Below are 13,085 nucleotides of genomic sequence, written 5' to 3' on the forward strand. Positions count from 1 at the left end.
GTTTCCTCTTAGCGGGTATCGCCTGGTTCGCCCCGAACACCCGAAGCGTCACCGGACAAGGGTTGGCCCGAGGCTTTGTCCATCACACGAAATTGCACGTCGGCGGGGTAGGCCAGCAGGTTCTGCAGATTGATGGTCAGGCAATCGTCGGCAGCCACCCGCTGCAAATTAATCAAGGACAAAGCGCGGGATATGCCGATCATGGACTCGGACCTCGCTGCGGGTTATCGGGGAAAACTTCTCGATAAATCGTCTGGAGCAATCCGCATGCCAAGAAAAATACGTTATTAATCAGCATGTTATAATCACGACTTGATAAGCCGGGGGATATTCCCCACCCAATCCCCCACTTTCCGACTGGGGCCACCATTCCCCACTATTGGGGAAAATCGCCCCCCCGGGGTTTCGATCACAGCGGCGCATCCGCGGACAAACCCTGCAAACGCCGATACTGCTTCAGCACGTTGGGCACATAACGCTGGGTTTCGGCGAACGGCGGGACCACGTTGCCACGGCTGAGCACCGCTTGCGGGCCGGCGTTGTAGGCCGCCACGGCGAGGCGGATATCGTTGTCGAACATCGTCATCAGGCGTTTGAGATAGCGGGCGCCGCCCTGGATGTTGGCCTTGGGGTCGTAGACGTTGGTCACGCCCATTTCGCGGGCGGTGTCGGGCATCAACTGCATCAGTCCGCCAGCGCCCTTGGGTGACGTAGCGCGGGCGTTGTAGCTCGATTCGGTCTTGATCACCGCATGCAGCAGCGCCGCCGGCAGTTCGTTGGCCGTGGCCGCCGCCGCCACCAGTTCGGCGTAGGGTTGCGCGGCGATCATCTGCGGCTGCTGGTCGAGGCTGACGACCGGCGCATCAGGTTCTCGGATCACCCGTTCATAGTGGCGTCCGGGGCGGTGGACATTGGACAGGACGTAGCTGCCATTGGCGTCTATGGAAACAAACACATCGGCCTGGGCGGCGCCGGTCAACACCAGCAGACCCAGCAACCCGGTGGTGAGTAACTTCATTGTCAGACCTCCCCTCCCGGCCCCGAAAAATGGGGGTATTGCCCCAATGGCCAGTCGTGCAACAGCCATACGCAAGCACTGTGCCGTAAGTGAGAAGGCGCATGGCACGGGGGGTGCAGAAGGATCACCGATCATGAGCATGGCAATTGCATGCAACTGCATGGCAACACTGCTGCCTACCGTGCGAGGTCATCATGAATCAGCATCTGCGTTATGCCCGGCGAACCCAAAGCGGGTTCACCCTGCTCGAACTGTTGGTGGTGCTGGTGGTGCTGGGGCTGTTGGCCGGCATCGTGGCGCCGAAGTATTTCGCCCAGTTGGGCCGTTCCGAAGTGAAAGTGGCCAAGGCACAAATAGAAGGCTTGAGCAAAGCCCTGGACATTTATCGGCTGGAGGTCGGCCATTACCCCTCGACCGAACAGGGATTGCAGGCGCTGGTCACGGCCCCCGCCGACGAACCGCGCTGGACCGGCCCGTACCTGCAGAAAAAACTCCCCCAAGACCCTTGGGGCCGCAACTACAGCTATCGCTATCCCGGTGAAAACAGCGAGTACGACCTGTTGTCCATGGGCAAGGACGGGCAACCCGGCGGCGAAGGCGAGAACGCCGAAGTCACCAACTGGAACTGACGGATATGGCGACCATGCGCTTTCATCTCAAAGCCGTCGGCAAGGCCGGTGTCGTCTCAATGACCGTCGATGCGCCGGGGCAAAGCGAAGCCAGGCGCATCGCCGAAGACCAGGGCCTGCGGGTTCTCAGCCTGCATGCCGAGCGACATTGGCGCGCGCTGCGCCTGCAAAGGCGCGAGACGTTCAACCTGGTGTTGTTCAGCCAGGAGCTGACCACCTTGCTCAACGCCGGCCTGCCGTTGATCGATGCGCTGGAAAGCCTGGCGGAAAAGGAAAACGCGCCACAAGCCCGCAAAACCCTGAGCGAGCTGGTGCGCCTGCTTTACGAGGGCAAATCGTTTTCCCAGGCCCTGGGCCAGTTGGCGGCCGTTTTCCCGCCTTTGTACGTGGCGCTGGTGCAGTCCAGCGAGAAGACCGGTGCCGTCGGCGATGCCCTGGGCCGATATGTCAGTTATCGACAGCGCATGGACGAGGTTCGCCAGAAGATCATCAGCGCGTCGATCTACCCCATGCTGTTGCTGGTTGTGGGCGGCGGTGTGGTGTTGTTCCTGATGGGCTACGTCGTGCCGCGTTTCAGCCTGGTGTTCGAAGGGCTGGGGTCGAACCTGCCGTGGTTGTCGCAGATCCTGATGAGCAGCGGCATGTTCCTTCACGCCCACCAGGGCGAATTCTTCGGTGGCTTGCTGGCCATCATCGTCGCCCTCGTCCTGCTGCAGCGCCAACCGGCGTTTCGGCGGGGACTGGACCGCGTGATCGAAAAACTCCCCGCGGTGCACCAGCGCATCTTCATGTATGAGCTGGCACGCTTCTACCGTTCCCTGGGCATTCTGCTGCAAGGCGGCATTCCCCTCGTCACCGCCATGGGCATGGTCCGCAACCTGCTCACCGTCGCCTCCCGCGGCCGCCTGGACCAGGCCTGCGAACGGGTGCGCGAAGGGCAATCGTTGTCCACCGCGCTGGAGCTCAATCAACTGGTGACCCCCGTTTCCCTGCGCCTGCTGCGCGCTGGCGAACAGTCCGGCAACCTCGGGCAGATGATGGAGCGCAGCGCCGATTTCTACGACGAAGAAATCAGCCGCTGGATCGAATGGTTCGTACGGCTGTTCGAACCCTTGCTCATGACCTTCATCGGCCTGTTGATCGGGGTGATCGTGATCCTGATGTACATCCCGATTTTCGAACTGGCCTCGAGTATTCACTGACCTTTGGAACAGGGCCGCGCTGTCCGTTGCATTTCTTCAACCACCCAACTGAATAAATCAGCCCGCCGAGGTGTTTAACAGGCTCCCATGGGAAAAAAGCAGCACGTTGCAGGGTTCATCAACGTTCCAGGCTCAAACAAGAAGACGGAGAACGACATGCAGATCAGTAAGCTTTTACTGGCAGTAGCTATTGGCGCGGTTCTGTCGGCGTCTACCGTACTGATTCCGGACAGCCTGTCCGGGGTATCCAGTGCTCAGGCCAAGGATGGGGGTAGTGGTGGTGGCGGCGGGGGTGGTGGCGGTAGTGGTGGAGGCGGTGGTGGCAATGGAGGTGGCGGTGGCAATGGAGGTGGCGGCGGCGGCAATGGAGGCGGCGGAGGCGGCAGTCACGGCGGCGGCGGTAATGGAGGCAGCGGTGGCAGCGGTGGCAGCGGTGGCGGCAGTCACGGCGGAAGCGGCAGTGGCGGCAACAGCGGCAGTGGCCATAGCGGCGACCATGGCAGCAACAGCGGCCATGGCAGTGCCAACAGCGGTTCGAGCCACTCCGGAACGGCCTCGTCCTCGGGACGCAGCGGCACCCATGATGAAGCTGGAGATGACCGTGGCGTCCATGCCAATGGCGAGCCAGGCGATGACCGTGGCGTCCATGCCAATGGCGAACCCGGCGATGACCGTGGCGTCCATGCCAATGGCGAACCCGGCGATGACCGTGGCGTCCATGCCAATGGCGAACCCGGCGATGACCGTGGTGTCCATGCCGAACCCGGTGATGACAAACGGAGCTGATTCCTGCTGATTCCCAAACAACGCAAAAACCCTGTGGGAGCGAGCCTGCTCGCGAAGGCGGAGTGTCAGACGACTTCAATGTTGGATGACACGACGCCATCGCGAGCAAGCTCGCTCCCACAGGTTCGTTTGAGTCAGGGACTCCGCACTTCTACAACCCACCCTCAGACTGATCCAGCGCCTCGCGCAAGAACTCAACCAGCACCTGCACCGGCCGCGAACTCTGACGATGCTGCGGATACACCGCCGACAATGTCAGCGGCTCCGGCCGCCAATCCCCCAGTACCTCCACCAGCCGTCCATCCTCCAACGCCGAGCCGACGATGAACGCCGGCAAATACGTGATCCCCAGGCCGGCGATAGCCGCATCCCTGAGCACCTCGCCGTTATTGACCCGCATCCGCCCGGTGACGTTGACCGTCAGCGGCTTGCCCTGCCCCGCAAAACGCCATTGCACCTGTCGACCATGGCCGTACGGCAGACAGTCATGACCGTATAAATCATCAGGTTTGAGCGGCGTGCCGCGCTCGGCCAGGTACGCCGGGCTTGCGCAGTACACCCGCTGGATCGACGCGATCCGCCGGGCAATCAAGGTCGAGTCCTCGAGCGTGCCGATGCGCAACGCCAGGTCGTATCCCTCACCCAGCAAATCCACAGGCCGATCGCTCAGATCCATCTCCACCGTCACGTCGCGATAGCGCTGCAAAAACACCGGCAACAGGCAGCCCAGATGCGCCAGTGCGAACGACAGCGGAGCGCTCACACGAATGGTCCCGCGTGGCTCGGTGGTCTGGCCGGCAATGCCCTGCTCCACTTGTTCGACTTCGCTGAGCAGGCGCAAGGCTGACTCGTAATAACTTTGCCCCAGCGGCGTGACATCCAGTCGCCGGGTCGAGCGATTGAGCAGGCGCACGCCCAGGCGCTCTTCGAGTTGCATCAAGCGACGACTGACAAACTGCTTGGACAGCCCCAGTTGATCGGCGGCAGCGGTGAAGCTTCCAGACTCCATCACCTGGCAAAAAATACGCATATCTTCGAAGGGGTTCATTGTCACTTCCTGGTTGACAGTCAAACACTTTATAGCCGCTATTTCCCTTTCAGGCACCCTATTACTCTGTGTTCACGGTGTTGAATTCACCCCCACCACAAAGTGCCTCTGCGCTCTTCAGATCTACGCACACCGGAGCAGCCCCATGTCATACATTTTCTCCCACCTGCTTTCCCTGAGTTCCCTGCTGTTGGCCATCGACGCCCTGCTCTGGCACCTCGCGCCATTCAAGCATCGCGTCAGCCGGGTCGGTGTGCGCCTGGCGCTGTTTCTGCTGTTCAGCGCGGTGCTCATCAACGCCGGCGTCAGCCCGTTGCAGGCGCCGTTGTTTGCCGATGATCGCGTGGCACAACTGGGGGCCACGGCACTGGGGATTCTCTGGTGGCTGTACGCGGCGCGGGTGCTCACCGAAGTGATCGGCCTGGCCCTGATGCGGCGCATTGGCCACAGCGGCCGGCTGTTGCAGGATGTCATCGGCGCACTGGTGTTCCTGATTGCGGTGGTGGCCGCCGCCGGCTACGTGCTGGAACTGCCAGTGAAAGGTTTGCTGGCGACCTCCGGCGTCGTCGCCATCGTGGTGGGTCTGGCATTGCAGAGCACCTTGAGCGACGTCTTCTCCGGCATCGTGCTCAACACCACCAAGCCCTACCAAGTCGATGACCGGGTTTCCATCGACGGTATCGAGGGCAAGGTGCTGGACATCGACTGGCGTGCCACTCACCTGCTGACCAGCGCCGGCAGCACCGCGGTGGTGCCGAACTCGGTGGCGGCCAAGGCGAAGATCGTCAACCTCAGCCGCCCGTTCAACATGCACGGCGTGTCGATCAGCATTCAGGTGCCCAACCACATTCGCCCGCGTCGGGTACTCGATGCCCTGGACCGTACTCTTCAGGGCAGCAGCAGCCTGCTCCTCGATCCGGCGCCCAAAGCCGTGCTCAAGGAAGCCGGCGAAACCATGTCCGAATACGTGGCCAGCGGCTTCATCGCCGAATTGGGCAAAAAGGGTGAAGTGCGCAACCAACTGTTCGACCTGGCTCATCGGCACCTCGAAGCGGCAGGCATTTCCCGGCAACCCGATGGCGTGATCGAGCCGTCGACCCGCGCACGGGCCTTGCTCGATGAAGTGAAAATCTTCCGTTCCCTGAGCGCCGAGGAACGGGATCGCCTGGCCCAGAACATGGTGGCGCAGCAATACGCAGCCGGTGATGTGGTGCTGGACCTGGAGGAAGTACCGGACAGTCTGTTCGTCATCGCCACCGGCGTAGTCAGCGCCACCGTCCCCGACGGCAGCACGCAGATCGAAGCCGGGCGCATGGGGCCCAGTGAAGTCATGGGCGAACAAAGCATCCTCGCCGATACGCCGTCCCAGGCACGGTTCACCGCCATGACTTCAAGCATCATCTACCGCCTCGACAAATCCCTGACCCGCGACTGCATGGGGCAACGTCGGGAGGTCGACCGGGCGTTGAACAAGCTGCAAGCGGTGCGCCAGCAGAACAGCCGGATGGCGTTGATGGCCAAACCGGTGGCGGTCAGGAAAGGTGGGTTTTTGGGGTGGTTGCAGAGTCGCTGATCCACGGCTGACACAAAACACTGTGGGAGCGAGCTTGCTCGCGATAGCTTTCTGTCAGTCAACACATGTGTCGACTGATACGCCGCCATCGCGAGCAAGCTCGCTCCCACAGGTGTACGTCTTACTTGGCCGTGAACTTCATGTAGCTGTTGATCAGGTTGCGATAGTTCGGCAGGCGCTCGGACAGCAGGTTGGCCAGGCCTTCCATGTCGTTGCGCCAGTCGCCTTGCAGCTCGCAGGCCACGGAGAACCAGTTCAGCAGGTGCGCACCGGCGGCCGACATGCGTGCCCAGGCCGCTTGTTGCACGGTGGTGTTGAAGGTGCCGGAAGCGTCGGTCACCACAAACACCTCATAGCCTTCGGCAATGGCTGACAGGGTCGGGAACGCCACGCACACGTCGGTCACCACACCGGCGATGATCAGTTGCTTGCGACCGGTGGCCTTGATCGCCTTGACGAAGTCTTCGTTGTCCCAGGCGTTGATCTGGCCCGGGCGGGCAATGAACGGCGCGTCCGGGAACTGCGCCTTGAGCTCCGGCACGATCGGCCCGTTCGGACCGCTGTCGAAACTGGTGGTGAGGATGGTCGGCAGGTTGAAGAACTTGGCGATGTCGCCCAGCGCCAGCACGTTGTTCTTGAACTCGTTGGGCGAGAAATCCTGCACCAGCGAGATCAGACCGGTCTGGTGGTCGACCAGCAATACCACGGCATCGTCTTTGTTCAGGCGATTGTACGGAACGTTGCTCATTGGAAGCTCCTTGATGGATGGTTGTTGCATACCGCGCCGCCCTGTTGGGTCGGCGCTTTTTTGAATGCGTCAGAAGGCAAAACACGAGCAGCCAAAGGCGCCCCAGAAACCGGCGAAATCGCTGACCGGCGCATTCGACAGGCGCGCCCGTTCATGGCTGTGGGAGTGCACCGCACAGGGCCCGCTGCAGTGGTGAACCTGGGCCTGCATCGGCGATGTCGGGCGCCAGTGGCCCGGCACCTTCACCACCGGCGACCAGTCCGGTAGCACCGGCACGCTGGCCGGCCCGAGTTTCTCGAAGTCACCGGCGCCGTACACCACCTTGCCGCCGACCACGGTCAGTACCGACTCGATCCACTTGATCGCCTCTTCATCGACGCTGAAGAAGTCCGCGCTGAGGGCGGCGACGTCGGCCAGTTGCCCGACCTTGATCTGGCCTTTCTTGCCTTGCTCCGACGAGAACCAGGCGCTGCCGTGGGTGAACAGTTCCAGCGCCGTCAGGCGCGACAGGCCTTCGGCGTGCAGTTCCATGCCGCCGACGGTGCGGCCGCTGACCATCCAGTACAGCGAAGTCCATGGGTTGTAACTCGATACCCGCGTGGCGTCGGTGCCGGCACCGACCGGTACCCCCTCGGCCAGCATGCGCTTGATCGGAGGCGTGGCTTCGGCAGCTTTCGCGCCGTACCGCTCGACGAAATATTCGCCCTGGAAGGCCATGCGATCCTGAATCGCAATGCCGCCACCCAGCGCCCTCACCCGCTCGATGTTCTGCGGGGTGATGGTTTCGGCGTGATCGAAAAACCACGGCAAGCCGTTGAACGGAATGTCGCGGTTGACCTTCTCGAACACGTCGAGCATGCGGCTGATGGATTCGTTGTAGGTCGCGTGCAAACGGAACGGCCAGCGTTGCTCGACCAGATGGCGCACCACCGGTTCCAGTTCGGCTTCCATGGTTTGCGGCAGGTCCGGGCGTGGTTCGAGGAAGTCTTCGAAGTCCGCCGCCGAGAACACCAGCATTTCCCCGGCGCCGTTGTGCCGCAGGTAATCGTCACCCTGGTGCAGCTTTACGCTGTCGGTCCAGTTCTTGAAATCGGTCAACTCTTCCTTGGGTTTCTGGGTGAACAGGTTGTAGGCGATGCGCACGGTCAGTTGCTCATCCTTCGCCAACTGCTCGATCACCTGGTAATCGTCCGGATAATTCTGGAAACCACCGCCGGCATCGATGGCGCTGGTCAGGCCCAGGCGGTTGAGTTCGCGCATGAACTGACGGGTCGAGTTGACCTGATATTCCAGCGGCAGCTTCGGCCCCTTGGCCAGGGTCGAGTACAGGATCATCGCATTGGGCCGCGCCACCAACATGCCGGTCGGCTCGCCATTGGCGTCGCGCACGATCTCGCCACCCGGCGGGTTCGGCGTGTCGCGGGTGTAACCGGCTACACGCAACGCCGCGCGGTTGAGCAAGGCGCGGTCGTACAGGTGCAACACGAATACCGGGGTGTCCGGTGCCGCCTGGTTGAGCTCGGCCAGGGTCGGCATGCGCTTCTCGGCGAACTGGAATTCGTTCCAGCCACCGACCACCCGCACCCACTGCGGCGTCGGCGTGCGGTCGGCCTGATCCTTGAGCATGCGCAAGGCATCGGCCAGGGACGGCACACCTTCCCAGCGCAGTTCCAGGTTGTAGTTCAAGCCACCACGGATCAGGTGCAAGTGCGAGTCGTTGAGCCCGGGAATTACACAGCGGCCCTTGAGGTCGATCACTTGGGTGTTCGAGCCACGCAGGGCCATGGCCTGGGCATCACTGCCCACCACGACAAAGCGACCGTCGCTGATCGCCACCGCGCTGGCGAGCGGTTTTTCGCGGTCAACGGTATGAAATTGACCATTGAACAGAATCAGATCGGCGTTCATCAGGGTTCCTCGTGCAATGTGGCAGGAGACAGCCAGGGCGCGAACAGACGCGTCGCCATGGGCATGAAGATGTAAACCACCGAGAGCACGATGGTCAGGGTGATCAGGAACGTGGCCACCACATAGTTGGAGAGCAAGGCGTTGAGCCGTAGCAGCGGCCCCCAGAGCAGCGGCACCAACAAGGTGTGCGGCAGGATCACCAGCAACGTCACCACGGCCTGCTTCCAGCGCGGCGGTGGCGTACCGGCTTCGGCCTGGGGCGAAAACCAGAACTCGTTGACCGGATTGACTTCGGTCTGGTCGCCATCGGCCAGCATCGGCGCGGCTTCGTCGACCAACGCCTGGCGCTGCGGCGAATCGAGCCAGTTCTGCATCGCCTCGGTCGAGCAAAAGCGCAGCACGCAGGTATAGGTGTCGAGGCCGGCGTTCTTGCCGCGCACCACATCCACGCCCAGGTGCCCGACATTCTGCGCGGCCACCTTGACGATGTTGCGCAGCCAGGCTTCATAAGGCACTTCGAAACCGGCCTTGACCCGGTGCTTGACGATCAGCGTCACCACCTCATCAGGCCCGGGACTTGCCGGCTCACGGCGATTGAGATCAGACATAACGCAAGGCTCCGGCAAGACGGACATTGAGCGCCAGCCGTCCCGGCCCGGCGATGAGAATGCTGGTGAACACGATCAACAACAGCCAGCCGAACTGGCCTTCGAAGAGGGTCCACTGCGGATGCACGAGCAACATCGACACCCACAACAAAAACAGAATAGGCAAACATGCCAGACGCACCAGCAACCCGCCGACGATCAGCAGCGGGCACACCACCTCGGCGAAGATCGCCAGCATCAGCGTCAGGTTCGCGCCCAGGTGGAAAGGATCTTCGATGTTCTGCAACTCGGCACTGTAGTAAAGCAGCTTGGGCAAACCATGCACCCACAACACAAACAAACCGCCGCTGACCCGCAGGAACAGCAGCCCCCAGTCATGCGCCCGATCATCACGTCGCGAAGTGTCCATGGCCCACCTGCACAAATGAAAAACCACCGGCATCGATGCGCCGGGACAGGATTCGATAGTGCCGGGACGGGAGGAGGAAAAATTGAATGTACGTGCTCTGTTTGCAGGAAGACCGAGAGCGACCAAACGACATAGTTCCCTGTGGGAGCGAGCTTGCTCGCGATTGCGGCACAACATTCAACATTGATGTTGGCTGATCCACCGCCATCGCGAGCAAGCTCGCTCCCACAGGGTTATTTGTGGTTGCTTCTACCGGGCTACTCCTGCGGATCGAGATTATCCAGCGCCCGATTCACCGCCAGCTCACCCAACATGATGATCTGCGCAATCCCAAGCAGCGCGTTGCGATGCGGGCTCTGCAGAAAGCCTGCAAGATCACTGGCCATGATGCTGGCCGAGGCCAGGGATTCGCAGGCGTGGGCCAACAGAGTTTCGGTGTTGATGTCGGGGGTGATGACAAACATTGTGCTGGGATTGCGCGGTGAGGCGGGGGGATTCGGGGTGGGTTTGAACATGGTGGAACTCCTTGATCAATGGAGCCGCCACAGGTCGCTGCTAAACGAATTGGGTGGCGGCTGTACGCGGGTTAGCAGACCAGGGATCAAGGAACCCGGCGCACCGAAGTGCCCCACGCACAGCCACCATCATGCAGACCGAAATGATCTTGAGGTGACACTGGCGAGCCTTGAAACTTACCGAGCGGCTAAACCCGATCGCTGCATGGACAGCGACGCGGAGAACGTTAGAGATCAGGGCCAAGACACACAAGCCGGCGGATTCTGGCGTAGTTGTAGGCAACGACGCAAGGCGGTGTGGCTTTCAGGAATAGAGGCTGACGGCTTTTAAACAGAGCTGCCGAAACACTGCGCATTCCCTGTGGGAGCGGGCTTGCTCGCGAAAGCGGTGGGTCAGTCAACATCAATGCTAACTGTCATGACGCCTTCGCGAGCAAGCCCACAGGTTGATTTGCATGTATCTGCGAGAGATTGGTTGGCTGGCAGTCCGCCATCGCGGGCAAGCCCGCTCCCACAGAGATTGGGGACATCTGCAAAAATCAGGTCGGCTGGCAGACCGCCTTCGCGAGCAGGCTCCCACAGTTGGGCTGGGTACATTCGAAAGAAATTGGCTGACCGGCAGGCCGCCATCGCGAGCAAGCTCGCTCCCACAGAAGAGCAAAGGCAGAGCAGCCCACACCGCGCCGCTTCTCACCACTCATCAGGCCGAGCGTTAGCTCGCCTGCAGCTCTTGATCTTGATCCACCCGCCCCCTCGGCAGGCTGAGCGCAGGTGTTCATCCGGGGATGGGCGCGCAGCGCCGTTCGACGCAGTCGAACTCATTGCATGCAGGTCGAAGCGAAGCCGACCGGAGGGCAATGCCCCCGGATGAATGCCGGAGCGAAGGAACGCCGAGCCTAAGCGAGGGGCCGTACGTAAGGGGCGAGACCTTTGGTTACTTTGGGCTGGGCCGGCACTCCGGCGTTTGCCAAAGTGACCCGCTGTAAGAGCGGAACCATAAGCCGCCGTTACCGCAGCAACGGATATGTACTCAATCAACCAAGAGCCTGGTCGGCCCAGAGGCCGCCAAGGTCAACACCTAAGAAACATCCAAAGCCAAAGACATGAACTGCCCAATCCGCGCCCGCAACCACCGCTCTGCCGGATCATTGTCATGCACCCCGCTCCAGGCCATCGACAACTGCGCCGCCTCAATCTCGAACGGCGGATCCTCAGCCCGCAACCCACACCCCTCGACCAGCGCACAGGCCGCATAATCCGGCACGGTGGCGATCATCTCCGTCCCCGCCAGCAACGCCCGCAACCCACTGAACTGCGGCACGCCAAGCACCACGCGACGACTACGCCCGACCTTCGCCAGATCCAGATCGATATTGCCGCTCAAGTCACCGGAAAACGACACCATCGCATGGGGCCGTTCGCAGTACTCATCCAGGGTCAGCGGCCCCGGCCGGGTATCACCGCGCAGCACTTTGCAGGGAATATCGCGCAGCTTCTTGCGCTTGGCATTGGCCGGCAGATCCGTGGTGTAGCTCACGCCCACCGAGATCTCCCCCGACGCCAGCAGCGCTGGCATCAACAGGTAATTGGCCCGCCGCACGACCACGACGATGCCCGGTGCTTCCTCTTGCAACTGACGCAGCAACGGCGGAAACAAACCGAACTCGGTATCGTCCGACAGCCCGATGCGGAACACATCGCAACTGGTCGCCGGATCGAATTCCCTGGCCCGGCTGACCGCACCGGAAATGGTATCCATCGCCGGCTGCAGCTCCCTGAGAATCGTCAGCGCCCGCGCCGTCGGTTCCATGCCGCGCCCGTTGCGCAGCAGCAACGGGTCGTCGAACAGATCACGCAGACGCCCCAGCGCGGCGCTCACCGCCGGTTGGCCCATGAACAGTTTTTCCGCGACGCGGGTCAGGTTCTTTTCGAACATCAGCGCCTCGAAAATCACCAGCAGGTTCATGTCGACGCGACGCAGATCGTTACGGTTCATAAGCACGGTTCCCTTGTGTGTTCGGCCAGGCGCGAGGTTGAGAAGTGTGTCTGACTTTGCCCGGGACGTCCCGCGCTTAACGAGGAATTAACAACGATTAACTCGCAAGCCAGAGCCTTCGGGTCCAAGAATGAAGCCTACCGACACGGACATTCACCATGGCTCACGTTCAGCAAAATGCCGCGCCCGCGCCATTCACGCCTGTGCCAAAGAAAAGCACCGGCGGCCTCAGCCCGCAGCGCGAACGGCTGGTTAAACAACTGATCCTCGAGCGACTCGGCGACAGCCTGGAAGTCACTGAACTGGCACAGGCCTGCGCCCTCTCGCGCAGTCATTTCTCCCGCGCCTTCAAGTGCAGCACCGGACTCTCGCCGCAGGACTGGATTCGCCGGCAACGCATAATCCTGGCCAAGCAATTGATCCAGTACACCGACATGAGCCTGACGCAGATCAGCCTCGAATGCGGCTTCTGCGATCAGGCGCACTTCTGCCACCTCTTCACCCGCAGCGAAGGCATCAATCCGTTTGCCTGGCGCTGTCAGATGGTGCGTGGCCTTGAAAGCAAAAGATCGCAGCCTTCGCCAGCTCCTATGGCCATGCACGCTAGCGTTTAGGCGCTGGCGAAGCCTGCGATCTTTTGATCTG

14 protein-coding genes are annotated in these 13,085 nt (G+C 61.6%); 5 read left to right on the forward strand and 9 right to left on the reverse strand.

The window, feature by feature from the left end; all coding sequences use genetic code 11:
* Positions 1-8 precede the first annotated feature (8 nt).
* Positions 9-203, reverse strand: coding sequence for a hypothetical protein (locus PPUTUW4_RS16710; RefSeq protein ID WP_041474906.1), 195 nt, complete (start codon positions 201-203; stop codon positions 9-11).
* Positions 204-409: 206 nt separating this feature from the next.
* Positions 410-1,018 carry a lytic transglycosylase domain-containing protein gene (locus PPUTUW4_RS16715; protein ID WP_015095759.1) on the reverse strand — a complete coding sequence of 203 codons (609 nt, stop codon included), beginning with the start codon at positions 1,016-1,018 and terminating at the stop codon, positions 410-412.
* A 194-nt stretch (positions 1,019-1,212) separates the two neighbouring features.
* On the opposite strand from PPUTUW4_RS16715, the gene gspG reads away from it, so the two are divergent.
* From gspG to PPUTUW4_RS30505, 3 genes are all read left to right on the forward strand, one after another.
* A complete protein-coding gene (gene gspG / locus PPUTUW4_RS16720) occupies positions 1,213-1,647 on the forward strand; it encodes a type II secretion system major pseudopilin GspG (RefSeq protein WP_015095760.1) in 435 nt (144 codons plus the stop codon).
* 14 nt (positions 1,648-1,661) lie between these two features.
* Positions 1,662-2,849 (forward strand): type II secretion system F family protein, encoded by a 1,188-nt coding sequence (locus PPUTUW4_RS16725; RefSeq protein ID WP_015095761.1) that lies wholly within the window; start codon positions 1,662-1,664, stop codon positions 2,847-2,849.
* A 156-nt stretch (positions 2,850-3,005) separates the two neighbouring features.
* Positions 3,006-3,635: a hypothetical protein gene (locus PPUTUW4_RS30505; protein WP_083884585.1), complete on the forward strand. Its 630-nt coding sequence runs from the start codon at positions 3,006-3,008 to the stop codon at positions 3,633-3,635.
* Positions 3,636-3,786: 151 nt separating this feature from the next.
* Here the strand turns inward: PPUTUW4_RS30505 and PPUTUW4_RS16735 are convergent, their stop codons facing one another.
* Positions 3,787-4,683 (reverse strand): LysR family transcriptional regulator, encoded by an 897-nt coding sequence (locus PPUTUW4_RS16735; protein ID WP_015095763.1) that lies wholly within the window; start codon positions 4,681-4,683, stop codon positions 3,787-3,789.
* Positions 4,684-4,828: 145 nt separating this feature from the next.
* On the opposite strand from PPUTUW4_RS16735, the gene PPUTUW4_RS16740 reads away from it, so the two are divergent.
* Positions 4,829-6,256, forward strand: coding sequence for a mechanosensitive ion channel family protein (locus PPUTUW4_RS16740; RefSeq protein ID WP_015095764.1), 1,428 nt, complete (start codon positions 4,829-4,831; stop codon positions 6,254-6,256).
* Between the two features lie 121 nt (positions 6,257-6,377).
* Here PPUTUW4_RS16740 and ycaC read toward each other — a convergent pair whose 3' ends face one another.
* The 6 genes from ycaC to PPUTUW4_RS16770 form a co-directional block, all read right to left on the reverse strand.
* Positions 6,378-7,004, reverse strand: coding sequence for an isochorismate family cysteine hydrolase YcaC (gene ycaC, locus PPUTUW4_RS16745; protein ID WP_015095765.1), 627 nt, complete (start codon positions 7,002-7,004; stop codon positions 6,378-6,380).
* Positions 7,005-7,073: 69 nt separating this feature from the next.
* Positions 7,074-8,912 (reverse strand): amidohydrolase, encoded by a 1,839-nt coding sequence (locus PPUTUW4_RS16750; protein WP_015095766.1) that lies wholly within the window; start codon positions 8,910-8,912, stop codon positions 7,074-7,076.
* Complete coding sequence (locus PPUTUW4_RS16755) at positions 8,912-9,520, reverse strand: antibiotic biosynthesis monooxygenase (RefSeq protein ID WP_007977196.1); 609 nt, start codon at positions 9,518-9,520, stop codon at positions 8,912-8,914. The genes PPUTUW4_RS16750 and PPUTUW4_RS16755 overlap by 1 nt, the downstream gene beginning before the upstream one ends.
* A complete protein-coding gene (locus PPUTUW4_RS16760; RefSeq protein WP_015095767.1) occupies positions 9,513-9,929 on the reverse strand; it encodes a DoxX family protein in 417 nt (138 codons plus the stop codon). Before PPUTUW4_RS16760 ends, PPUTUW4_RS16755 begins: the two co-directional genes overlap by 8 nt.
* A gap of 257 nt (positions 9,930-10,186) precedes the next feature.
* Positions 10,187-10,444 (reverse strand): DUF6124 family protein, encoded by a 258-nt coding sequence (locus PPUTUW4_RS16765; RefSeq protein WP_041474907.1) that lies wholly within the window; start codon positions 10,442-10,444, stop codon positions 10,187-10,189.
* A gap of 1,078 nt (positions 10,445-11,522) precedes the next feature.
* Positions 11,523-12,440, reverse strand: a complete 918-nt coding sequence (locus PPUTUW4_RS16770; protein ID WP_015095770.1) for a LysR family transcriptional regulator — start codon at positions 12,438-12,440, stop codon at positions 11,523-11,525.
* Between the two features lie 158 nt (positions 12,441-12,598).
* On the opposite strand from PPUTUW4_RS16770, the gene PPUTUW4_RS16775 reads away from it, so the two are divergent.
* Positions 12,599-13,054 (forward strand): AraC family transcriptional regulator, encoded by a 456-nt coding sequence (locus PPUTUW4_RS16775; protein WP_015095771.1) that lies wholly within the window; start codon positions 12,599-12,601, stop codon positions 13,052-13,054.
* Positions 13,055-13,085 lie beyond the last annotated feature (31 nt).

Origin of the sequence: Pseudomonas sp. UW4, from assembly GCF_000316175.1 — a bacterium.
In the GTDB taxonomy this organism is placed as follows: domain Bacteria; phylum Pseudomonadota; class Gammaproteobacteria; order Pseudomonadales; family Pseudomonadaceae; genus Aquipseudomonas; species Aquipseudomonas laurylsulfatiphila.

What these genes read in the sequence shown, in the direction of transcription:
- PPUTUW4_RS16755 (WP_007977196.1), bottom strand. Translation starts at nt 9,520, where the DNA reads ATGTCTGATCTCAATCGCCGTGAGCCGGCAAGTCCCGGGCCTGATGAG.
- PPUTUW4_RS16740 (WP_015095764.1), top strand. Translation starts at nt 4,829, where the DNA reads ATGTCATACATTTTCTCCCACCTGCTTTCCCTGAGTTCCCTGCTGTTG.
- PPUTUW4_RS16735 (WP_015095763.1), bottom strand. Translation starts at nt 4,683, where the DNA reads ATGAACCCCTTCGAAGATATGCGTATTTTTTGCCAGGTGATGGAGTCT.
- PPUTUW4_RS16775 (WP_015095771.1), top strand. Translation starts at nt 12,599, where the DNA reads ATGGCTCACGTTCAGCAAAATGCCGCGCCCGCGCCATTCACGCCTGTG.
- PPUTUW4_RS16760 (WP_015095767.1), bottom strand. Translation starts at nt 9,929, where the DNA reads ATGGACACTTCGCGACGTGATGATCGGGCGCATGACTGGGGGCTGCTG.
- ycaC (WP_015095765.1), bottom strand. Translation starts at nt 7,004, where the DNA reads ATGAGCAACGTTCCGTACAATCGCCTGAACAAAGACGATGCCGTGGTA.
- PPUTUW4_RS16765 (WP_041474907.1), bottom strand. Translation starts at nt 10,444, where the DNA reads ATGTTCAAACCCACCCCGAATCCCCCCGCCTCACCGCGCAATCCCAGC.
- PPUTUW4_RS16750 (WP_015095766.1), bottom strand. Translation starts at nt 8,912, where the DNA reads ATGAACGCCGATCTGATTCTGTTCAATGGTCAATTTCATACCGTTGAC.
- PPUTUW4_RS16710 (WP_041474906.1), bottom strand. Translation starts at nt 203, where the DNA reads ATGATCGGCATATCCCGCGCTTTGTCCTTGATTAATTTGCAGCGGGTG.
- PPUTUW4_RS16715 (WP_015095759.1), bottom strand. Translation starts at nt 1,018, where the DNA reads ATGAAGTTACTCACCACCGGGTTGCTGGGTCTGCTGGTGTTGACCGGC.
- PPUTUW4_RS16770 (WP_015095770.1), bottom strand. Translation starts at nt 12,440, where the DNA reads ATGAACCGTAACGATCTGCGTCGCGTCGACATGAACCTGCTGGTGATT.
- PPUTUW4_RS30505 (WP_083884585.1), top strand. Translation starts at nt 3,006, where the DNA reads ATGCAGATCAGTAAGCTTTTACTGGCAGTAGCTATTGGCGCGGTTCTG.
- gspG (WP_015095760.1), top strand. Translation starts at nt 1,213, where the DNA reads ATGAATCAGCATCTGCGTTATGCCCGGCGAACCCAAAGCGGGTTCACC.
- PPUTUW4_RS16725 (WP_015095761.1), top strand. Translation starts at nt 1,662, where the DNA reads ATGCGCTTTCATCTCAAAGCCGTCGGCAAGGCCGGTGTCGTCTCAATG.